26 protein-coding genes, 1 tRNA gene and 1 pseudogene are annotated in these 19,503 nt (G+C 54.0%); 7 read left to right on the top strand and 21 right to left on the bottom strand.

Annotated elements, in window-relative coordinates:
* The first annotated feature begins 41 nt into the window (after positions 1–41).
* Complete coding sequence (locus C8N45_RS13320; RefSeq protein WP_108386734.1) at positions 42–1,481, top strand: recombinase family protein; 1,440 nt, start codon at positions 42–44, stop codon at positions 1,479–1,481.
* 481 nt (positions 1,482–1,962) lie between these two features.
* Here C8N45_RS13320 and C8N45_RS13315 read toward each other — a convergent pair whose 3' ends face one another.
* The 3 genes from C8N45_RS13315 to C8N45_RS13305 form a co-directional block, all read right to left on the bottom strand.
* Positions 1,963–2,274 carry a DDE-type integrase/transposase/recombinase gene (locus tag C8N45_RS13315; RefSeq protein ID WP_245882673.1) on the bottom strand — a complete coding sequence of 104 codons (312 nt, stop codon included), beginning with the start codon at positions 2,272–2,274 and terminating at the stop codon, positions 1,963–1,965.
* A 206-nt stretch (positions 2,275–2,480) separates the two neighbouring features.
* Positions 2,481–3,896, bottom strand: a complete 1,416-nt coding sequence (locus C8N45_RS13310; protein ID WP_108386732.1) for a sulfatase-like hydrolase/transferase — start codon at positions 3,894–3,896, stop codon at positions 2,481–2,483.
* 98 nt (positions 3,897–3,994) lie between these two features.
* Positions 3,995–4,897: a LysR family transcriptional regulator gene (locus C8N45_RS13305; protein WP_108386731.1), complete on the bottom strand. Its 903-nt coding sequence runs from the start codon at positions 4,895–4,897 to the stop codon at positions 3,995–3,997.
* A 106-nt stretch (positions 4,898–5,003) separates the two neighbouring features.
* On the opposite strand from C8N45_RS13305, the gene C8N45_RS13300 reads away from it, so the two are divergent.
* The 3 genes from C8N45_RS13300 to C8N45_RS13290 are packed head-to-tail and all read left to right on the top strand — an operon-like array spanning position 5,004 to position 7,995.
* Positions 5,004–5,960 (top strand): tripartite tricarboxylate transporter substrate binding protein, encoded by a 957-nt coding sequence (locus C8N45_RS13300; protein WP_108386730.1) that lies wholly within the window; start codon positions 5,004–5,006, stop codon positions 5,958–5,960.
* Between the two features lie 7 nt (positions 5,961–5,967).
* Entirely contained in the window at positions 5,968–6,471 is a 504-nt protein-coding gene (locus tag C8N45_RS24130) for a tripartite tricarboxylate transporter TctB family protein (RefSeq protein ID WP_375342471.1), read from the top strand.
* A 3-nt stretch (positions 6,472–6,474) separates the two neighbouring features.
* A complete protein-coding gene (locus tag C8N45_RS13290) occupies positions 6,475–7,995 on the top strand; it encodes a tripartite tricarboxylate transporter permease (RefSeq protein ID WP_108386728.1) in 1,521 nt (506 codons plus the stop codon).
* 494 nt (positions 7,996–8,489) lie between these two features.
* Here C8N45_RS13290 and C8N45_RS23685 read toward each other — a convergent pair whose 3' ends face one another.
* The 7 genes and pseudogenes from C8N45_RS23685 to C8N45_RS13260 form a co-directional block, all read right to left on the bottom strand.
* On the bottom strand, positions 8,490–8,870 hold the full coding sequence (locus C8N45_RS23685) for an integrase core domain-containing protein (RefSeq protein WP_375342473.1): 381 nt from the start codon (positions 8,868–8,870) through the stop codon (positions 8,490–8,492).
* Positions 8,859–9,376, bottom strand: a pseudogene (locus C8N45_RS23680) (IS3 family transposase); the annotation flags it as partial. The pseudogene C8N45_RS23680 and the gene C8N45_RS23685, both read right to left, overlap by 12 nt.
* Positions 9,377–9,591: 215 nt before the next feature.
* Entirely contained in the window at positions 9,592–9,780 is a 189-nt protein-coding gene (locus C8N45_RS13280; RefSeq protein ID WP_108386779.1) for a helix-turn-helix transcriptional regulator, read from the bottom strand.
* A gap of 237 nt (positions 9,781–10,017) precedes the next feature.
* A tRNA-Arg gene (locus C8N45_RS13275) sits at positions 10,018–10,094 on the bottom strand.
* 60 nt (positions 10,095–10,154) lie between these two features.
* Positions 10,155–11,555, bottom strand: coding sequence for a sensor histidine kinase (locus C8N45_RS13270; protein WP_108386727.1), 1,401 nt, complete (start codon positions 11,553–11,555; stop codon positions 10,155–10,157).
* A gap of 14 nt (positions 11,556–11,569) precedes the next feature.
* Positions 11,570–12,988, bottom strand: coding sequence for a dihydrolipoyl dehydrogenase family protein (locus C8N45_RS13265; RefSeq protein WP_108386726.1), 1,419 nt, complete (start codon positions 12,986–12,988; stop codon positions 11,570–11,572).
* Between the two features lie 3 nt (positions 12,989–12,991).
* A complete protein-coding gene (locus tag C8N45_RS13260; protein ID WP_108386725.1) occupies positions 12,992–13,723 on the bottom strand; it encodes a TVP38/TMEM64 family protein in 732 nt (243 codons plus the stop codon).
* A gap of 285 nt (positions 13,724–14,008) precedes the next feature.
* Between C8N45_RS13260 and rpmH the strand changes: the two genes are divergently transcribed.
* The 3 genes from rpmH to yidD are packed head-to-tail and all read left to right on the top strand — an operon-like array spanning position 14,009 to position 14,770.
* Entirely contained in the window at positions 14,009–14,143 is a 135-nt protein-coding gene (rpmH, locus tag C8N45_RS13250; protein ID WP_007204042.1) for a 50S ribosomal protein L34, read from the top strand.
* A gap of 25 nt (positions 14,144–14,168) precedes the next feature.
* Entirely contained in the window at positions 14,169–14,552 is a 384-nt protein-coding gene (gene rnpA / locus C8N45_RS13245; RefSeq protein WP_375342472.1) for a ribonuclease P protein component, read from the top strand.
* Positions 14,549–14,770 carry a membrane protein insertion efficiency factor YidD gene (yidD, locus tag C8N45_RS13240; RefSeq protein WP_108386722.1) on the top strand — a complete coding sequence of 74 codons (222 nt, stop codon included), beginning with the start codon at positions 14,549–14,551 and terminating at the stop codon, positions 14,768–14,770. The genes rnpA and yidD overlap by 4 nt, the downstream gene beginning before the upstream one ends.
* Before the next feature lie 15 nt (positions 14,771–14,785).
* Here the strand turns inward: yidD and C8N45_RS13235 are convergent, their stop codons facing one another.
* The 11 genes from C8N45_RS13235 to rpsQ form a co-directional block, all read right to left on the bottom strand.
* Entirely contained in the window at positions 14,786–15,214 is a 429-nt protein-coding gene (locus tag C8N45_RS13235; RefSeq protein ID WP_108386721.1) for a YqaA family protein, read from the bottom strand.
* Positions 15,215–15,382: 168 nt separating this feature from the next.
* Entirely contained in the window at positions 15,383–15,571 is a 189-nt protein-coding gene (gene rpmD, locus C8N45_RS13230; protein ID WP_108386720.1) for a 50S ribosomal protein L30, read from the bottom strand.
* Positions 15,572–15,583: 12 nt separating this feature from the next.
* Positions 15,584–16,159 (bottom strand): 30S ribosomal protein S5, encoded by a 576-nt coding sequence (gene rpsE, locus C8N45_RS13225; RefSeq protein WP_108386719.1) that lies wholly within the window; start codon positions 16,157–16,159, stop codon positions 15,584–15,586.
* 138 nt (positions 16,160–16,297) lie between these two features.
* On the bottom strand, positions 16,298–16,663 hold the full coding sequence (rplR, locus tag C8N45_RS13220; RefSeq protein WP_108386718.1) for a 50S ribosomal protein L18: 366 nt from the start codon (positions 16,661–16,663) through the stop codon (positions 16,298–16,300).
* An 11-nt stretch (positions 16,664–16,674) separates the two neighbouring features.
* Positions 16,675–17,208 (bottom strand): 50S ribosomal protein L6, encoded by a 534-nt coding sequence (gene rplF, locus C8N45_RS13215; RefSeq protein ID WP_108386717.1) that lies wholly within the window; start codon positions 17,206–17,208, stop codon positions 16,675–16,677.
* Between the two features lie 10 nt (positions 17,209–17,218).
* On the bottom strand, positions 17,219–17,611 hold the full coding sequence (rpsH, locus tag C8N45_RS13210) for a 30S ribosomal protein S8 (RefSeq protein WP_108386716.1): 393 nt from the start codon (positions 17,609–17,611) through the stop codon (positions 17,219–17,221).
* 12 nt (positions 17,612–17,623) lie between these two features.
* Positions 17,624–17,929, bottom strand: coding sequence for a 30S ribosomal protein S14 (gene rpsN, locus C8N45_RS13205; RefSeq protein ID WP_108386715.1), 306 nt, complete (start codon positions 17,927–17,929; stop codon positions 17,624–17,626).
* A gap of 21 nt (positions 17,930–17,950) precedes the next feature.
* On the bottom strand, positions 17,951–18,514 hold the full coding sequence (rplE, locus tag C8N45_RS13200; RefSeq protein ID WP_108386714.1) for a 50S ribosomal protein L5: 564 nt from the start codon (positions 18,512–18,514) through the stop codon (positions 17,951–17,953).
* On the bottom strand, positions 18,514–18,819 hold the full coding sequence (rplX, locus tag C8N45_RS13195; protein WP_108386713.1) for a 50S ribosomal protein L24: 306 nt from the start codon (positions 18,817–18,819) through the stop codon (positions 18,514–18,516). Before rplX ends, rplE begins: the two co-directional genes overlap by 1 nt.
* A gap of 2 nt (positions 18,820–18,821) precedes the next feature.
* A complete protein-coding gene (rplN, locus tag C8N45_RS13190) occupies positions 18,822–19,190 on the bottom strand; it encodes a 50S ribosomal protein L14 (protein ID WP_108386712.1) in 369 nt (122 codons plus the stop codon).
* Positions 19,191–19,269: 79 nt separating this feature from the next.
* On the bottom strand, positions 19,270–19,500 hold the full coding sequence (gene rpsQ / locus C8N45_RS13185; RefSeq protein ID WP_108386711.1) for a 30S ribosomal protein S17: 231 nt from the start codon (positions 19,498–19,500) through the stop codon (positions 19,270–19,272).
* Positions 19,501–19,503: the final 3 nt, after the last annotated feature.

The following is a 19,503-nucleotide window of genomic DNA, read 5'->3' as shown; positions in this document are numbered from 1 at the left end:
TCGCAGACTCATGATAGATTCCAAGAACAAACACCTGACCTATGATTTCATGCTTTGGATATCTCCGTGTGAGCACCGTCCGCCAAGGGGAAGGAGTCTCCCTGCAAGAACAGCGTTCAGCAATTGAAGACTGTGCACACAAGCGCGGGCTCATCATCTCTGAATGGTTTGAAGAAAAAGAAACCGCGTCTAAGGCCGGGCGGCCGGTTTTCAACCAGATGATCAAACGATTGCGGCATGGGCATGCGGAAGGACTGGTTGTTCATAAACTCGACCGCTCTGCCCGCAACTTGCACGACTGGGCGATCGTCTCCGCACTGATGGACGTGAACATCGTTTTTCACATTGCGACAGAGCCCATCGACTTCACCACGCGTGGTGGTCGCATGACAGCTGACTTTCTCGCGGTTATTGCCGCTGACTTCTCCCGTAACCAGCGGGAAGAGACTAGGAAAGGTCTCTATGGACGCCTCAAACAAGGCCTCTACCCCTTCAAAGCGCCCTTGGGCTACCTCGACACTGGCAGAGGCCAAGCCAAGGCACCTTGCCCCAAGAATGGCCCTCTCATCAAAGAACTCTACGCCCTCTATCTGAGCGGTCAGCACTCGCTGCGCAGCCTGCATGCGGAGATGAATCGGCGTGGGTTACGGGGCTTTTCTGGCAAACCTGTCAGCCTGCACGGCATTGAGAAAATTCTCAGCAACACGTTCTATCATGGCCTGATCACCATCGCACGCACGGGCGAGACATTTGACGGCAAGCATAAGCCATTGGTGACGAAGCGGCAGTTTGCCCAGGTACAACTGATAAAGGCGGGACGTTCTGGACCAAAAGTTACGCGACATAACCACCCGTTCCAGGGGATCTTCCGTTGTGGACTATGTGATGGGCCAATGGTGCCGGAACTGCAGAAAGGTCACGTATACTATCGCTGCACCTCAAAGCGATGCAAGATGACCAGCATGCGGGAAGATCGCATTGAACGCGCCCTGCTGTCACAACTGTCAGAGGCGGAGTTCACGCCAAGTGATATCAGGCAAATCAAAGATCGCTGCGATGCAGGGGACGCTCACAAGGACATTGACGCGAACCGTAGATCAGTTGTCGCCCGGATCGAAGCTTGCGAAACAAAACTGGCACGTATGACCGACCTCTTGATCGATGGTACACTAGACAAACAGTCTTTCGAATCCTCCAAGCAGACCACCAACTTTGAGCTCTCTCAACTCAGAGGTCAGCTGGACTTAATGCCAAATCCCACTGAACTGAGGAATGAGCAGGCTGAATACATCAAACTGTTCAGCAGCTTGGTCGACACCTACCGAGCGGGGACACGGGCAGAGCGGCGAGAACTTTTGCAAAATGCGTTTTGCGTCCGGCATCTATTGCCCGGTGAAGTACGGTTGATCGTGAATGATTGGGAAGACGTTCGAGGCGAGAAGATCACACAAAAGAGCTCTAAATTGCTCATAGCTGCTTGACCCCTCCAAAAATGGCCGAACTTTCCTAAACGCTTTAGAATAAGGCGTTTTTTGATATTTTCACAGTCTCAGCATTACACCACATTGGCACGTCGCCGAACTCTTAGAACACTGAAGTTGTCCTTGTTTCTATGGCTACCCTTGTTGTTGACACGCAGGGTGTCATCGTTGGTGACCCAACCCTTCACAGAGATCGACCATTTATCAGGGTGAGTGATGCGGCGACTTCTAGCAAATTTGTTCGATGTGTGTTGTGACCCAGGGGTTGCCAGAGATCGACCTTTTATCACGCCTGGTCATACGGTGTCTTCTAGCTCTATTTGGTTTCGCGTGTTGTGACCCAAAGGTTGCCAGAGGCCGAAACTTATCAGCAAGGAACATGAGGTGACTTCTAGCTCTGGGGTAGTTTGTATGTTGTGACCCAAAGGTTGCCACGGATCGAGCTATACTACTGAAACCGATGTAGTCTATTCAAGACATGTCATGAATGGCCTTTGGATAGGTGGGGCTTTATCCGTCGTGGCCCAGATGGGCGGTGCAGTCTAACACGCTCAATCGCCTTGCTTATAAAGACCTTCGCAGCTTTCGGGTCGCGCCGCGTGGTCAATCTGAAATCCATCAGTTGTCCGTGCGCATCAGCCGCACGCCACCGATTACGCCATTTTCCACCAACGCGAATGTAAGTTTTGTCTACATGCCAAGCCAAACTGGCATGGCGCAGATGCTTTTCCGCGCGCTTCGCAATCTCTGCTCCAAACCTCTGTACCCATCTGAAGATTGTGGAGAGATCCACCTCTACGCCACGCTCTTCAAGAAGATCAACCACATCTTGATATCAAAGCGGGCAGCGACAATACCAGCGCACCGCCAAAAGAACAATATCTCGAGAGAAACGATGGGGTTTGAATGGATCTCGACGTGACATCATACACCATAAGAGCAGAATATTGACTAAAACTATCAGTTAACGCAGCGGTCCCCGTTCACCAAACTGTTGCCTCAATTTGGAACCGGTGTGCCACCAAATCCACCCTTCTCAACAACTGCATCTACGCCGCCATGTTGTTCTATAATTTTTCGCTGGGCGGCCTTGGCTTGCGCATCAATTTGTTCTGGATCGCAGATTAAGCGCAGTTCTTTCTCTAATTCTGCTCGTACTGTTGCATATTCGGCGGCTTGCCCAAGATTGAAAAGCTCTTCTGGATCGGTCGTAAGGTCATATAGCTCGGGGAGTAACCCCACATAGTATATCAGTTTCCATTTTCCTTTGCGAAGCATGAAGGCGCCAGAGATCGACCCCATAGCGTGATATTCGGAGAAGACCGCACGATCCGCATCGTCGTCTCGGCAGGCGATCTCCAGCAAGGATGAACCCGGTCGATTTGATGCCGCCTTCAGACCCGCCGCATTCAGAATTGTCGGATGCATATCGATAAGACTAACAGGTGTGCGACAGACATGATCTCTTGATACGTTCGGGCCCGATATGACGATAGGAATTCCTACGGATTCCTCGTACATGTTTGATTTTCCCCACATATCTCTCTCGCCCATGTTATCGCCGTGATCACTAAGGTAATAGACAATCGTTTTCTCGGTTAATCCGGCGCGATCTAAAGCATCAAGGATGCTGCCGACGAGCGAGTCGATAAACGTTACAAGACCATAATAGGCCGCAAGCGCCGTACCGACTCTCTCTTCGTTGAAATTATCGTAGGCAAAGCACTCACGTTGTGCAGCCAGCCATGGATGTTCTGGTACGGATCTGGGTTTCGTTGGCATCAGACCTTTGCCGTCATAAAGTGCAAAAAACTCCTCAGGTGCAATCAAGGGGAAATGCGGGCATATGAAAGAGACAAAAAGGACCCAGGGGTTATCATTCGTTGCCCGTGTTGTGATCCACTCAATAGCCCGCTCCGAAATATGCTTGTCGTATTCGCTGTAGTCGGTCCGGCCCGCGCCGATGTTTAGCGCCAGGTTTTGCGACTTCCAGCGCTTTGGCAGGGGTTCTCTTACGCACCCAAGTACGTCGCCAATACCATTCATAACATGCATCGGTATCTCTTGAAAATCGAGACCCGTCGGGTCTTCGGCGTTTCGATAGTGGAGTTTGCCGATAGAACCTACATCAATACCGGCCTCTTGCAACGCATGCCCCCAAGAGTCGGGTTCGCCGTTATATGGCGTCGCGTTATCCCAGTGACCGGTTGCGTGCCCGTATTGACCTGTCGCGAATGTCGCCCGAGCGGGAACGCATATTGGAACCGACGTGTAGGCGTTTTCAAACAACGTGCCACGGGCGGCGAGCCTGTCAATATTTGGTGTCTCAACCACGCTGTTTCCATAGCACTTCAACACTTTTCGCGAATGCTCATCCGACATAATGATGAGTTGGTTTGGTAATGTATGCGGCATGTCGCGCCCTCTATTTTATTCACGCCACTTGATTACAGGATTGATAGACATACAGAAAATTGAATTCTCCTAAGCGAGCATCAGAAAAACTGAAGAGGCTAATCGCGCGACCGGATGTCAGAAATGATCGACTTGATGCAATCCATGAATGCCAGCGTCGCCTCATGTGGATCGCTTTCACTTTCACTGGGGCAATAGATTCCAAGGTCTATGTTCATGTTGGAAGAACATGGAACGAGGACGAGGTGATCTCTCAAATGCGGAAGGATCGCTGTCGTGTCACAGAACGTATACCCGAGCCGCGCCGCAACAAGTTGCTGCGCCGCGTCCATGCCTGAGGCTTGATGGAAGACTGCGAGTTGCTGGCCGGTTTTCGCAAGCTCTTGGTCAATCAGTTCGCGAACCATTAAGCCACGTTTGAGTGCGATGTAGCGCTCAGCCTGAAGCTCAGCAATCGTGATTGACTGCCGCGTGGCGAGCGGATGATCCCTATGGAGCAGGACAAAGAGAGGAAACCGCGCAGCCTCGTGCAGGATCATGCCCGAAACCGGGAAGGGCGCTACGTGGACTGCAACGTCAATCCGGTGTTCTATAACTGATTTTCGGAGTTCCCGTCGCGGTACAATTTCTAGATTGATCTTAATATTAGGGAACATTTGAGCGAACATACTTATCGCCGGTAACACGATGCTATTCGCGGCACGTGCTTGGCTGAACACCTGCAGCGGGGCGAGTGTGTTGGTTCGCATTCGGTCAAACTGGGTCGGGAAGTCGTCGATTGCTGATATGATCTTAAGGGCCTCGGGGTAAAGCAGGCTGGCCTCTCGCGTGGGGGAAAGGCTTTTTCTGTTCCTATAGAACAACTTGGCATCAACTTGTTCTTCAAGGATCTGGATGAGCCGGCTAACCGCCGGTTGGCTCAGATTCATCCGAACGGCAGCGGCATTCAGTGATCCTTCCTCAACCGTATAGATAAAAGCCCGCATACCTTTGACGTTCATCTTCCAATTTCCTGATATAGACTTACGATAATTCTATTATTATCATACATTGAATCCAGATAATGTCAGTCGGAAGATGAATTCAGCCGTTACTGGGAGGTACGCAATGATCTGGGAACATATTTCGAAAATTGGATTGGTTCTGACGTTGGTGGTGGGTGCCGCAGTGCCCGCCTCTGCAGAATGGGAACCACGGCAACCGCTTACGATCATTGTGCCTTTTAATGCTGGCGGCGGCACAGATCTCTATGCCCGCGCTATCGCCGCTGCCGCGACCGACGTTTTGCCTGTCCCTGTTGTCATCGTTAACAAGCCCGGTGCAGGAGGGATGAGTGGCACGATTGAGGCCGCGAATGTACGCCCCGATGGAAACACGATTATGATGACCGCAGCAGGTTCGTTCTTACTGGGCCACATGCTGAACGATACGGAGGTTAACCCCTTTGATAGTTTTCAAACAATTGCACAGGTCGGAACGCTCAAGGGCTCAATCGCGGTGCCCGCTGACAGCCCTTACGAAACGATCAATGATCTTGTAGAAGCCATGCGTGCCGCGCCGGGGACACTGCGCTGGTCTCACAATGGTCAAGGGTCAGGGTTTCATGTCATGGCCCAGACCTTTTTGAACACCTATGGTTTGGAAGCTGTGGATGTTCCGTTCACTGGTGGTGGTGCATCTCGTACCGCTCTGATCGGTGGACAAGTTGATTTTGGTGGCATCGGCATCCACCAAGCGATTGGGTTCGAGGACCTCATGCGCGTTCTGGTAATTGCCGACAGTGAACGGGATGCGTATGCGGATACTGTCCCGACGTTTTTTGAGGCTGGTTACGATGTGCCAAGTGTGTCTAACCCGATCATCCTGTTTGCGCCCAATGGCGTCAGCCCTGAGACGGTTTCAGGAATAGAAGCGGCCATGAAAACGATCACTGAACATCCCATGTTTATGGAGATGATCGCAGCACGAGGGACGTTCCCGCGATACATGACCGGCGCGGATGCTGAACAATCACTGCGAGATATGCAGGTCGCTACAGAGCCCGTGATCTCGGGGCTTCGGTAGCTGATCAGTGAGCCGATTGGAACATCGCTGGTCCGTCATCATAGTTGGAGCAGCAATGGCGACTGTTGGCAGCGTCGCAACAATTCTTAGTCTGCAAATACCGGTGTCGCCACGTGGCGACGCGGGAGGGCAAACAGTACCACTTATTGCCGCTCTGGGTCTTTGCATGCTAGGCCTCCTGGAAATGCTTCGTGGAGCTTCCGTTTCTCGGAGAGGCTCGATGGGCGCAGGCGCTACGCAATCCGATAATCGATACTTGAAGTACGTATTGGCCCTACTGGTTCTATGCGTAACCTACGGCTTTTTGATTGGCGCAATTGGCTATCACCTTAGCACCGGTCTCGCGGCAGTCGCAGGAATGTGGCTTTTTGGGATGCGACATAGACTTGGACTTTTGTTGGCAGCTTTGGTCACCCCAGTTCTCTACCATATGATTTTTTTCGTGGGTCTCGCGATCTTCCCTCCCTTTGGGGAGTGGTTCGATGTTTACGATTGGTTGACGAGGCGCTGAAACTTGGAAATATTTTATGGTCTAGAAACGATTTTCACGTCCCCTGCCTTAATGGGCTGGGTCCTGCTTGCAGCCGTGGTGGGTACGGTTGTGGGGGCAATACCAGGTCTTACAGCATCAGCTGCAATTGCAATGCTGCTTCCCATGACGTTTTACATGGAACCGCTCGCAGCACTCGCCTTTCTTTATGTTATTGGAAAGTCAGGACGCTACGGGGGCTCCATCTCGGCAATTCTGTTTAACACACCTGGAACTGCGGCGTCGGCGGCTACGCAAATTGATGGATATCCTCTTGCAAAGAAAGGACTGTCATCAAAGGCGATGAAGGTTGCAACGATATCGTCAGTCATGGGCGATTTTATCGGAGAGCTTCTGTTGATCGTCGGGGTCGGCTATATCGCGGCGCTGACATTGCGCTTTGGTCCGCCCGAGCTCTTCGCGGTCTATTTGGCCGCTTTTATTGTTATTGGTTCTGTCCTCGGAAAGTCTGTCATTCGTGGTCTTGCAAGCGCATTGTTGGGCGTACTGGTCAACATGGTGGGGATCGATCCGATCACGTCGACGCAGCGATTTACTTTCGGTAATTCGGACCTTTTGGGTGGCATCGAGTTGGTGCCGATAATGGTCGGAATTTTTGTGCTGGGTGAGGTGTTTGCCCAAATTGAAAATCGGCTCATGCCAGTTGCACATGAAGTGCTTGATGATGACCCCAAAGGTGCAGCCGTGCGAAATGGTTTAACTTGGACCGAATTTCGGCCTTGTGTTCCGCATGTCGTTCGATCGTCATTCATTGGCGCAGGCATCGGCCTTCTTCCCGGACTCGGATCAGCAATCGCCGCCTTTATCGCCTACGGCGAAGGTAAACGCAGGGCCAAAAATAGGGATGAATGGGGTCACGGTGCGCTCGAAGGAGTGGCCGCACCAGAGGCCGCTAACAATGCTGTCTCCGGTCCTTCCATGGCCCCGTTGCTGACGCTCGGAATTCCAGGGTCCACAATTGGCGCGATCATGGTGGGCGTTTTTCTTATTCACGGAATTCAAATCGGCCCGACGTTGTTCGTCACGTCAAAAGATCTTGTTTATAATCTGATGGCTGCAGGTTTGATCGGCATCTGCGCCTATGGACTGATCGGATATTTCGGGGCTGCATGGATTGGTCGTTTTATTACTAAGGTGCCGGTCAACATACTGTACCCGATTGTACTATTGACAGCATTCATTACAGCATATTCTTCTAGAACAAATCTTTTTGACGTTTGGGTTATGGTGGCCGCTGGGTTCCTCGGATGGTTGATGAAACGGTTCGACTTTAATCCAGCAGCTTTCGTTATCTCTTTCGTCCTGGCAGGTGGGGCGGAGCAAGCATTCCGGCAATCGCTCTTATTGTCGGATCATGGATTACTGATTTTTGTAGAAAGACCAATCGCACTGAGCTTTATTTTGCTCGGTCTCTGCTCACTCATTTATAGGGTCCATTCATTTTATTCGAATGCCAGTAATGGACACGATAAAAATAGTGCTTAGAGAAATTCGGATGGTGACAATGATAATTGGATGTATTCAAGCCGAACGTTGCGCATTTCAGCCCATATTGGGCATGCCACTATTGCACACATGACTTGATTGGTCTCGGGTGACGGTGGGTTTTCCGAATCTACGAATATGGATCGTCAAAGAAAATCTAAAGCTCTCCGCTGCAATTTATACTCTTGGGCTAAAATTCAGCTAAGGCATTCTTGGAGCCAACTCATAAACTTTGCTTCGTTTGGGTGTGGAGTTGTCCCCTTCAGTCTTGACAGAAAAACGTTTTCGCTTGCAGGAACGGATTGCTTGAGCGGGGCTTATAGCTTTCCCACGCTCAACAGATCGTTGGCCAAGCTTGTTCTGGAAAGAACTATGCCGAAGGTAGGTTTCATCATTGCAAAAGCCATATTGGTTGTGTCGGCGGCCAAGCATGTGAAGTGGTCCTGCTTTTTAGGACAGGTTTGCGGCTTGGCTAAGATGCATCTGGTTTGTGTTCATGCCGCTTTTCGTATCTCCGCTTGGGTGAAGTATGCGGTGTCTGGCGTCCGTTTGTCGAGCGCGGTGTGAGGCCGCTCGTGGTTGTAGAACTCGATCCAGTTATCGATGATCCGTTTTGCTTGGAACCCGTCAGTGATTTCGTGCAAGTAGACGGCTTCCTGCTTGAGGGATCGCCAGAGCCGTTCGATGAAGATGTTGTCGAGATAACGACCGCGCCCATCCATTGAGATTTTGATCTCAGCCTTTGTCAGCGTCGTGATCCAGCCTGTGCCCGTATATTGGCTGCCCTGGTCCGTGTTCATTATTTCCGGCTTTCCATATCTGGCGATGGCTTCCTCCAGCACCTCAACGCAAAAGCTGGCATCTTCTGGCCGCAACCGGACACACGAGCCATCGTTGAGCCAGAGCCGTCCTTTCTTGGGCTGTTTCATTGGTACTTTAAGCCCTTCACGTCGCCATAAGCGTTCGACACGCTTGTCGTTCACAAGCCATCCAGCGTCTCTGAGCAAAGCTGCGATCCGGCGATAGCCATACCGACCATACTGGCGCGTCAGTTCGATCATGTCGGCCACCAAAAGCTCCTCATCGGCACGCTCAACTGGCAACCGCCTATGTGTTGATCGGTGTTGCCCCAAAACACGACAAGCACGACGCTCCGAGATGTGGAACTGGCTCCGCACATGGTTAATGCAGGCACGGCGACGTGAGGGGCTCAGTAGTTTCCCCGTGCGGCCTCCGACAGGATCAACTTATCCAGCGTCAGGTCCGATACGGCACGACGCAGCCGATCATTCTCCTTCTGTAGACGCTTCAGTTCTTTGAGTTGGTCGGTACCCATGCCGCCATACTGCTTACGCCAACGATAGAATGTCTGCTCGGTTACCTGTTAGAACTATGAACGAACTGAGGCGGACACGTCCGAGGCTTCGCCACAGTCGCACGGATTTAAGCCGGCAAGCAGGACGCTTGCTAGATTGCAACATATGTCAATGGCTCGAAGCCGCTGTTCACTGCAAAATCTACGGAGGTCCGGTTAGGGCCGAAACTGTCGGGTGGCCAAGTTTGCAACCCCGGCCACCCAGCTCCCTTTCAGGAGTGTCAGTTCAGCACTTCGCGTTGCGCCAGACGTAGTTCAAGCCACTCCAGCACTTCACTCTCAACCCAGCCCACGCGGTTCGGGCCCAGCTGTACCCGCTTGGGGAATAGGCCTGCCTTCTCCAGACGTGCAGTGTGTTGCGGTGAGTACAAGACCAACTCCTTGACCTGGCGTTTTGAAAGTATCTTCATCACGATCTCTCCTAGATAGAAGAGCATCGCGATGCTCGGGTTTCGACAAGTTCCCCGAGGAAGTGGCAGGCTAGCAGCTTATGGCTGTGGATCAAGCTGTCGTCGGCACTGAGGCGGCTGCGAATCCGCTCATAGCTGCACATGGCAAAACGCGATTTCTCATCACATTTATGCGACTAAAAAGAGACTAAGAACTGAAAAAGGCCTAGCGATCTCTCGCTAAGCCTTTGAATTCTTTGGCGGACTGGGGAGGATTCGAACCCCCGACCCCTTGATTCGTAGTCAAGTACTCTATCCAACTGAGCTACCAATCCGCGTGGCGTTGCATTTAGCCCCAGTGGCGATCCGATGCAAGACCGAATTGCAAAACTCTTTCATTCAGCAGCAGACGTGAGCGCCAGATCAGCTTTGGGTAGCTTGATCAGGAAGCTGGTCCCGTTTTCAGAAGTCTCTAGAAGCTCAAGCCGGCCACCATGGCCGCGCACCAGATCAGCCGCGATGACGAGCCCCAAGCCGGACCCACCCTTGCGCACACTGCCCTGAAACGCTTGGAAAAGATGCTCTTGCGCTTTTTTGGGTAGTCCGGGTCCGGTGTCGCGCACCAAGATGGACCAGGCCTGATCGTCCTCTGATGCGCGCAGGATGATTTCACCGGCATTGCCCGACGCCATTATCGCCTGGCGCGCATTGCGCACCAGATTGGACAGAACGCGATAGAGCTGCTCGCCATCTGCCCGCAGGGTTAGCATGGGCGGTATTTCGTCGGTAATCACCAGATCATAGTCACCAGCCGCGAGACGTTCGCTATCGACCACATCATCGACAATTTGCGCCAGATTGACCCGTGCCAGGGCCGGCGCGGGTTCCTCGACCCGGCCGAACGCCAGCGTCGTTTCGCATAGATTCACGGCCCGGGTGATGGAATTGACCAGCTTCGGCGCCATGCGGATGACCAGCGGATCATCGGACCCTTCGATCCGGTCCGTGAAAAGCTGCGCAGAGGTCAGGATATTGCGCAAATCGTGGCTGACCTTTGCCACTGCACCCCCCAATTGGGCCAGCCTTTCCTTTTGCTTGAGCGCGCCAGTCAACTGTTGCTGCATGGTTTGAAGCGCCTCTTCGGCGTCCCGCAGTTCGCGCACGCCTGCGGTCGGCGTTATGATCTGACGGGCATCTTCGGGGGCTTTGGCGTAGCTTTGCATGTGGTCCACGACGCCTTTGATCGGGCGGACCAGCAACACCTGTACCGCCAGAAAGAGCAAGCATGCCGTTACAATCGAAATGAATGCCGACAGGATCAGGATATTGCGTCCATAGGCGAGCATGGCGTCACGCAAAGGCATTTCATCCATTGTGACTTCGATCATCAACCCGCCCTCGCGCACAGGATTTCCAAAGACGCGGATGATATCATCATCGGTATTCACCAGTGTCCGCATTGCATCCGCAATCAGTGTCAGCCCCGATGGATTCCGCATGTCATAGCTGGCCGCCACGGGCGCAGGCAGTGGTGAAGACAGGGCCAGTTGGCGCACCTCGTCGCGCCGCAACACAACGTTATAGACTTCTGCATTCCGCAGCAGCTCAACCTCAAGCGCGGGGTCAAGCATTGCGTCAGCCTCAAGCGCCAGCGAAGCGATCTGTGCCCGCTCAAGCCGCGCCAACAGATAGTCTTCACGAAAGCGCGCCACCGACGGCACGAAAATCAATACCTCGGCCAGCATCACGAAGATGATCGTGAGGATCAGGAAGCGGCCTGAGAGCGAATTGAACATAGAACCTCAGCGCATTAGGGCAGCCACCGCTGCACAAAGCCGACTACACGTTTAACGGTCGGGCTTTCAAACAATCTAGGGGTAAAATAGGCACCCGCTGCGCGTTTGTTAACCTCACTGACGGTCGGATAGGGCAAAACCGTATTCGCAATGGCTGACATTTTCATTTTGTTGGCAATGGCCATCGCCCACATGCCAATCAATTCGCCCGCCATATGCCCTGCAATTGACGCGCCAACAGGCCGCCCTTTGACCACCATTACTTTGATCAGGCCCTTGGTTTTGCGTTCTGCAATCAGCCGATCATTGTGGTGAAAATCGAACCGGACGACCTCAAGCTGCGCGCCAAACTTCTTTTTTGCCTGCGCTTCGGTCAGTCCAACCTGTGCCAGTTCTGGGTCTGTATAGGTCGCCCACGGGATATGATCGGTGCGCTGCTTTGACGGCAAGCCAAACAGCATCGACCGGATCAGAACCCCCGCGTGATAGCCCGCAACATGGGTGAATTGCAGCCCTCCGGCGACATCCCCTGCGGCATAGACCTTTTTATTCGTGACAGACCGCAAATCAGCCCCGACTTTCAGACCGCTGCGGTCATGCGCAATCCCGCCAGCATCAAGGTCAAGCTTGTCGGTGTTCACCTTGCGCCCTACTGCCATCAGCAGGTGCGAGCCGGTGAAGTCACCCTTGGGTGTATGGACAGTGATCGCCTGACCCGTGCCGGTGATCTTTTCGGCCTGCGCTTCTTCCACAATGTTGATGCCCTCGGCGCGCAGGTTCTCCAACACGATTTCGGCCATCTCAGGGTCGTCCTTGCCAAACGCCTTGGCCCCTTCAATCACCGTGACCTCGCAGCCCAGCCGGCGATGCGCCTGTGCCATTTCCATGCCGATAGGGCCACCACCGATAATGATCAGGTGGGCGGGCTTTTCGCGCAGATCAAAGATGTTCTCGTTCGTGTAGTAGGCGACATCATCCAGACCGGAAATCGGCGGCACAAACGGGCCGGACCCAGTGGACACGACAAAGCGGCGCGCCTCGATGATGGTCTCACCGGCCTGCACTTCGGTTTTCGAGATGAACTTGCCGAATTCCTCAATGACCTGCACGCCAAGCCCTTCGAAACGCTCCACGCTGTCCACGGGGGCAATCGTGGCAATAACGTCATGCACGTGGTCCTTGGCGGCGGCATAGTCGACTTGAGCCTCAACCTCGCCCACGCCGTATCTTGCCCCGTGCGACATCGCATAAGCCTGCTTGGCCGATGCGATCAGCGCTTTGGACGGGACACATCCGTAATTCAGGCAATCACCGCCCATCTTATGCCCTTCCAGCAGGACAACCTTTGCCCCCATCTGGACTGCACCCGCCGCGATGGACAATCCGCCAGAGCCGCCACCGATGATGCAAATGTCTGTCTTGATCCGGTTCATAGCTCAAAGCCCCTTTTTACCGCGAATGGTTTTCAGAATGATTGGCAAGGCCGCAAGGACGCACAGACCAATGATGGGAAAGATGATCTGCGGCTCAAAAATGATGCCAAGGTTCGGGGTTTCGCCCTTCGCGAAAATCTCGCCCAGTCCGGCACCCACGGATGTATAGACGACAGCCCCCGGAATGATGCCAAAGAACGTCGAGATCATGAAGCGGCGCAGCGGCACCTCAAGAAATGACGGTATAAGGTTCGCCAGAAAAAACGGCACGGCAGGAACCAGACGGATCAGGAACAACATGGACCACTGGTTTTCATCAATCCCGTCCTTGATTTTTTTGACAATGCCGTCTGACCCTTCCAATTTCCTGCCAAGGCTTTCGCCAAACCCCCAGCGCGCCGCCAGAAAGATCGCCGTGGCCCCCAGTGTTGCACCCGTTACGTTGAACAAGGCTCCCGGAAAGGTCGCAAAAAGAAACCCGCCTGTCAGCGTGGCGATTGTCGCCCCGGGGAGCGAAAATGCCACAATGACGACATAGGCCGCGATAAACACCAACACGGTCAAAAGATAGTTCGCATCGCGAAAGGCAATCAGCGCTTCGCGGTTCTGGGCCAACGCTTCAAAAGTCAGATAATCGCGCAGGAAGTAGGCCCCAAAGACGGCAACAACTGCGATTACGATTAATGGCAGCTTGCTGAGAATCGGGTGGGTGGCGGCGTCAGGCATATCGGTCATCTTTCAAATCCTGCTGGGGCTTCGGTTGCTGCCTAGATGAACGCAACCGACCTTTCGCGATACCCACATCACGGCGCATTGATGAAACGTCATGCACATATTTCATTTTCGGGGGGTTTGCCCGGCCTGATTGAAACATTTAACGTGATCCCGGCCGCAATTTGTTGCAATTTCAGCGCGACAGGCGCGTTGACATGCGGCATGACCCCCACTAAACGACAGGTCTGATATGTGACCGGCTTCGAATCCCTCGCTTGGGTTTGGCCAACAACCGGAGAAACTGCGATGAAGCGCACGTTCCAACCATCAAACCGGGTTCGCAAGAACCGCCACGGATTTCGCGCACGGATGGCCACTAAGGCTGGCCGCAAGATCCTGAACGCACGTCGCGCCAAGGGCCGCGCAAAGTTGAGCGCGTAAGCGCCCTTTTGCTGCGTTGACTGATTTGAAACCGCCGGTGGCGCCTCTGGTTGGCACACCGGCGGTTTCTGTTCGTCTGACTGTCCTCAAAAAGCGCGCAGACTTTGTGCGGGCCGCTGGTGCGCGTAGATGCGGCACCCCGGGTATCCATCTTCAGGCGCGCAAACGGGCCGAGGGCGAGGGTCAGGGCATCCGCGTGGGTTACACCTGTTCCAAAAAAGTCGGTAATGCCGTGGCGCGGAACCGCGCCAAGCGACGCCTGCGCGAGGTCGCGCGTCTGGTTCTGCCCAAGCTGGGGCGCGATGGCTGGGATTATGTGCTTGTGGGGCGCAAGACCACAACAGCGACGCTGCCCTTTCAGACCCTCGTCACCGACCTTGAACGCGCGTTGCGCAAGGTCCATGGATGAGCCCGCTCGCCTACGTCTTTTCACTGCCGGTGCGGGCCTACCGGTTGATCTGGTCGCCCTGGGTCGGGCACGGTTGCCGCTATCAACCCACCTGCTCGGCCTATGCACTAGAGGCATTATCAAAGCATGGTGGACTCAAAGGCGGCTGGTTGACCGTCCGGCGGATCATGCGGTGCCATCCATGGGGCGGTAGTGGCATAGACAACGTGCCCGACTGAAACAGCGTTTGGCTGTTAAAACCATGCAAGTGTCAGCGCCGCCAGCACAACATAGCGGGTGCCCTTGGCCAGCGTTACCAGCAGCAGGAACGTGGGCAGCGGTTCGCGCAGGATGCCCGCAACAACGGTGAGCGGATCACCGACAATCGGCAACCAGCTTCCCAGCAATGACCAGCGGCCATAGCGATGATACCACCCTTCTGCCCGCGTTAATTGCTGGTTAGACGCCGGAAACCACGATCTGTCGCGAAACCGCAGCAAGAAGCGCCCCAAATACCAGTTAATCAGCGACCCAAGGACATTCCCGGTGGTCGCAATCACCAGCAGCCAAACGACTGTGCGTTCGCCTTGCAGCAATAGACCGACCAGCACCGCCTCTGACTGCATGGGCAGGATCGTGGCCGCTATCAACGCCGACAAAAACAAACCAGCGTAGGCGATCATTTCTGGGGCGGGCGGCTGACAAGGTTCACGTTCAGGCCTTCTGATTTCTCATGAGCGGTTAACGAAGCGGGTAGATCCACTAAGCATATCCCTACAAAAAAACGCCCCCGGTTTCCCGAGGGCGTTTTCCAAAACAGTTGCCGGATAAGCTCCGGAACAGTGTAGGGTTTACCCGCGCTCTTCGATGATCTCGACGAGGTGGGGAATGCTGTTGACCATGCCACGGACAGAAGGTGTATCTTCCAGTTCGCGTGTACGGTTCATCTTGTTCAGGCCCAGACCGATCAGCGTAGCACGCTGCTTTTCAGGGCGACGGATGGGAGAACCCACCTGCTTGACGACGATTGTTTTAGCCATATCGCGGTCTCCTTATGCGTCAGCTTCAGCAGGGGCGGCGGCCGGAGCCTCGTCCCGCTTGGGCAGAATGTCAGCAACCTTCTTGCCACGACGCTGTGCGACGTTGCGTGGTGATTGCTCTTTGGACAGGCCGTTCATCGTGGCGCGGATCATGTTGTAAGGGTTCTGTGAACCGATCGACTTTGATACCACGTCCTGTACGCCCAGCATTTCAAAGACAGCACGCATCGGACCACCGGCGATGATACCAGTACCAACGGGGGCTGTGCGCATGACCACTTTACCAGCGCCATGACGGCCCTCGATATCATGGTGCAATGTACGACCATCGCGCAGTGCAACGCGGATCATCTGGCGCTTGGCCTGCTCTGTGGCTTTGCGGATCGCTTCAGGAACTTCCTTGGCCTTCCCTTTACCAAAGCCGACGCGGCCCTTTTGGTCGCCAACAACGACAAGTGCGGCAAAGCCAAAGCGCTTACCACCCTTTACGGTCTTGGACACCCGGTTAATCGCGACCAGACGGTCGGCAAATTCGGGGGCCTGTTCTTCACGGTTGCGGCCACGGCCGCGGTTTTCACGTTCTGCCATTGATGGCGTCCTTTGTGTTCGTGCCCTTACGGGCGTTGTCCAATCGCGGTGGCGACACGCCCCGGATCATCGAGCCGCACCGCCAGATTTGCGGGACAGCTGCAAGGTCGTAAGATGGGTTTTAACCCATCTCACCTTTTAGATTTTCAAGCCACCTTCACGGGCTGCCTCGGCCAAAGCCTTGATCTTGCCGTGAAACAGGAAACCACCACGGTCGAAGTAAGCAACCTCGACACCGGCTTTCTTGGCACGCTCTGCAATCGCAGAACCAACCTTTGTGGCCGCTTCGATGTTGTTCTTGCCAACCACGCCCAGATCTTTCTCGAGCGACGAGGCGGACGCGAGTGTCACGCCGTTCACATCGTCGATCAGCTGGACGCTGATGTTTTTGTTGCTGCGGTGCACCGACAGACGGGCACGGCCCTGATTGGCGGTGACGCCGCGCAGCTTGTTCCGAACGCGCATACGGCGCTTCAGAAACAGAGTTCTTTTGCTGTTTGCCATTTTCGCGTTCCTTACTTCTTCTTACCTTCTTTGCGGAAGATATATTCGCCTTTGTACTTGATACCCTTGCCCTTGTAGGGCTCGGGCTTACGCCATTCGCGAATGTTCGCCGCGACCTGACCAACAAGTTGCTCGTCGATACCTTCCACTGTGATTTCGGTGGGCTTTGCGGCTGTCACTGTGACACCCTCTGGCACTTCGAAATTCACATCGTGGCTATAGCCCAATGACAGCTTCAGGGTGTTACCCTGCATCTGTGCGCGATAACCAACACCGGACAGTTCAAGCTCTTTCTTGAACCCTGTCGATACGCCGGTTGCCAGGTTCGCGACCATCGTGCGGCTCATGCCCCACTGCTGGCGCGCACGCTTGGACTTGCCGCGTGGTTCGACCGAAACGACATTGCCGTCAACTGTCAGGGTTACATCGTCGGTTGCTTTGAAACTACGGGTCCCTTTGGGGCCTTTCACTTCAACGGTCTGTCCTGACACGCTGGCAGTTACGCCAGAGGGTAGTTCAACCGGTTTCTTACCAATACGAGACATCTAATGCTCCTTAGAATACGGTGCAGAGCACTTCGCCGCCAACATTGGCTGCCCGTGCTTTTGCGTCCGACATCACACCCTGAGAGGTGGAGACAATCGACACACCCAAGCCCTGACGGACTGATGGGATGTCATTGGCGCCCAGGTAAACGCGACGGCCGGGTTTGGAAACCCGCTTCACTTCGCGAATAACAGGAGTGCCCTCGTAGTACTTCAGCTCGATATTGAAAGCAGGGTGGCCGTCTTTGCCGTCCTTCTTTTCATAACCGCGAATGTAGCCTTCGTCTGACAACACATCCAACACCCAGCCGCGCAGTTTCGATGCAGGTGTTTCCACCGCAGCTTTGCCGCGCATTTGACCGTTACGGATACGTGTCAGCATATCACCGATAGGATCGTTCATCTTATGCTCTCCTTACCAGCTTGACTTGACCATACCGGGAATTTCGCCATTGGAACCAAGGTCCCGCAGCGCGATCCGGCTGATCTTGAGTTTGCGGTAATAGGCGTGTGGACGCCCGGTGAGCTGGCAGCGGTTGTGCAAACGGGTCGCAGAAGAGTTCCGTGGCAGTTTGGCCAGCTCAAGTGTCGCCTTGAACCGCTCTTCCACGGGCTTTTCTTTGTCGTTGATGATTGCCTTCAAGTCGGCACGCTTTTGGGCATACTGCTTGACCAGCTTTTCACGCTTCACTTCGCGTGCGATCATGGATTTCTTAGCCATATCTCTTTTCTCCCTGAGCGCTTAGCTGTTGAACGGCATGTTGAAGTGCTTCAACAGTGCCTTTGCTTCAGCGTCAGTGTTCGCTGTTGTGCAGATAACGATGTCCATGCCCCAGTTCTCATCGATCTTGTCGAAGTTGATCTCGGGGAACACCAGATGCTCTTTCAGGCCGGTGGCGTAGTTGCCACGACCGTCAAAGGACTTGCCCGATACGCCGCGGAAGTCGCGGATACGGGGCATTGCAACGGTGATCAGACGGTCAAGGAATTCATACATCCGTTCGCCACGCAGGGTGACTTTCGCCCCCAGCGGCATGTCTTCACGAACCCGGAAACCCGCGATGGATTTCTTGGCGCGTGTTGTCATGGCCTTCTGACCAGCGATGGTTGTCAGATCTTCCTGTGCGGATTTTGCTTTCTTGCTGTCACGAACAGCTTCTGCACCGCAGCCGATGTTCAGAACAATCTTGTCCAGCTTCGGAATCTGCATTTCGTTCTTGTAACCGAACTCTTCCTTCATCGCAGCGCGAATTTTGGAAGTGTACTCGGCCTTCAAGCGCGGGGTGTAGTTTGCGGTATCAAGCATCAGATCGCATCCCCTGTTGTCTTGGCGAAACGCACCTTATTGTCGCCATCCATACGGAAGCCAACGCGCGATGCTTTGCCGTTCTTGTCAACGATGGCCAGATTGGACAGGTTGATCGGCATCGCCTTGGGGGTACGGCCCCCTTGCGTAGCCTGTGATTGCTTCTGATGGCGGATCGCGATGTTGATACCCTCAACAACAGCTTTACCAGCCTTCGGATCAATGGATGAAATCGTACCCTTCTGGCCTTTGTCTTTGCCAACCAGAACGATGACTTCATCACCTTTACGGAGTTTTGCAGCCATGATTACAGGACCTCCGGCGCAAGCGAGATAATCTTCATGAAGTTCTTGCCACGCAACTCACGCACAACTGGGCCAAAGATACGTGTACCGATCGGCTCGTTGTTGTTGTTGAGGATGACAGCCGCGTTGCTGTCAAAGCGGATGGCTGTGCCATCTTCGCGGCGTACTTCTTTGGCGGTGCGTACGACGACGGCCTTACGGACGTCACCTTTCTTTACGCGACCACGTGGAATGGCTTCCTTCACCGAAACGACAATGATGTCTCCAACACTGGCGTAACGACGGTGAGAACCACCCAGAACCTTGATGCACTGAACACGGCGTGCGCCGCTGTTGTCAGCAACATCCAGATTGGTCTGCATCTGGATCATTTGGTTTCCTTCCGACCTATGAGCAAGTCCCGATTTCTGTCCGGGGGCCCAGGGTTTCGTTTGAACCGGGTGTTATTGCTTAGGAAGCAATAACCTCCCAGCGTTTCGTTTTTGATTTTGGTGCACATTCCTGGATGCGGACCTGGTCGCCCACGTTGAATGTGTTGTTTTCGTCGTGCGCGCGGTACTTCTTGGACTTACGCACGGTTTTCTGAAGCAGCGGGTGCTTGAAACGACGCTCGACCGATACTGTGACCGTCTGTTCGTTCTGGTTGCTTGTGACAACCCCTGCAAGGATACGCTTAGGCATAGG

The sequence above is a fragment of the Yoonia sediminilitoris genome, from assembly GCF_003058085.1.
In the GTDB taxonomy this organism is placed as follows: domain Bacteria; phylum Pseudomonadota; class Alphaproteobacteria; order Rhodobacterales; family Rhodobacteraceae; genus Yoonia; species Yoonia sediminilitoris.
Note: the sequence above shows the minus strand (reverse complement) of the source record. Positions and strands in the feature narration are given on the sequence as shown.

Coding starts and splice junctions, on each gene's coding strand:
- rpsE (WP_108386719.1), bottom strand. CDS start 16,159: ATGGCAGAACGTGAAAACCGCGGCCGTGGCCGCAACCGTGAAGAACAG.
- C8N45_RS13305 (WP_108386731.1), bottom strand. CDS start 4,897: ATGAACGTCAAAGGTATGCGGGCTTTTATCTATACGGTTGAGGAAGGA.
- C8N45_RS13320 (WP_108386734.1), top strand. CDS start 42: ATGATTTCATGCTTTGGATATCTCCGTGTGAGCACCGTCCGCCAAGGG.
- C8N45_RS13280 (WP_108386779.1), bottom strand. CDS start 9,780: ATGAAGATACTTTCAAAACGCCAGGTCAAGGAGTTGGTCTTGTACTCA.
- C8N45_RS13310 (WP_108386732.1), bottom strand. CDS start 3,896: ATGCCGCATACATTACCAAACCAACTCATCATTATGTCGGATGAGCAT.
- C8N45_RS13265 (WP_108386726.1), bottom strand. CDS start 12,988: ATGAACCGGATCAAGACAGACATTTGCATCATCGGTGGCGGCTCTGGC.
- rplE (WP_108386714.1), bottom strand. CDS start 18,514: ATGCTTGATACCGCAAACTACACCCCGCGCTTGAAGGCCGAGTACACT.
- C8N45_RS13260 (WP_108386725.1), bottom strand. CDS start 13,723: ATGACCGATATGCCTGACGCCGCCACCCACCCGATTCTCAGCAAGCTG.
- rplR (WP_108386718.1), bottom strand. CDS start 16,663: ATGGCAAACAGCAAAAGAACTCTGTTTCTGAAGCGCCGTATGCGCGTT.
- rpsN (WP_108386715.1), bottom strand. CDS start 17,929: ATGGCTAAGAAATCCATGATCGCACGCGAAGTGAAGCGTGAAAAGCTG.
- C8N45_RS13270 (WP_108386727.1), bottom strand. CDS start 11,555: ATGTTCAATTCGCTCTCAGGCCGCTTCCTGATCCTCACGATCATCTTC.
- rplF (WP_108386717.1), bottom strand. CDS start 17,208: ATGTCTCGTATTGGTAAGAAACCGGTTGAACTACCCTCTGGCGTAACT.
- rplN (WP_108386712.1), bottom strand. CDS start 19,190: ATGATCCAGATGCAGACCAATCTGGATGTTGCTGACAACAGCGGCGCA.
- rplX (WP_108386713.1), bottom strand. CDS start 18,819: ATGGCTGCAAAACTCCGTAAAGGTGATGAAGTCATCGTTCTGGTTGGC.
- C8N45_RS13300 (WP_108386730.1), top strand. CDS start 5,004: ATGATCTGGGAACATATTTCGAAAATTGGATTGGTTCTGACGTTGGTG.
- rpsH (WP_108386716.1), bottom strand. CDS start 17,611: ATGAACGATCCTATCGGTGATATGCTGACACGTATCCGTAACGGTCAA.
- rpmH (WP_007204042.1), top strand. CDS start 14,009: ATGAAGCGCACGTTCCAACCATCAAACCGGGTTCGCAAGAACCGCCAC.
- rpmD (WP_108386720.1), bottom strand. CDS start 15,571: ATGGCTAAAACAATCGTCGTCAAGCAGGTGGGTTCTCCCATCCGTCGC.
- C8N45_RS13235 (WP_108386721.1), bottom strand. CDS start 15,214: ATGATCGCCTACGCTGGTTTGTTTTTGTCGGCGTTGATAGCGGCCACG.
- yidD (WP_108386722.1), top strand. CDS start 14,549: ATGAGCCCGCTCGCCTACGTCTTTTCACTGCCGGTGCGGGCCTACCGG.
- rpsQ (WP_108386711.1), bottom strand. CDS start 19,500: ATGCCTAAGCGTATCCTTGCAGGGGTTGTCACAAGCAACCAGAACGAA.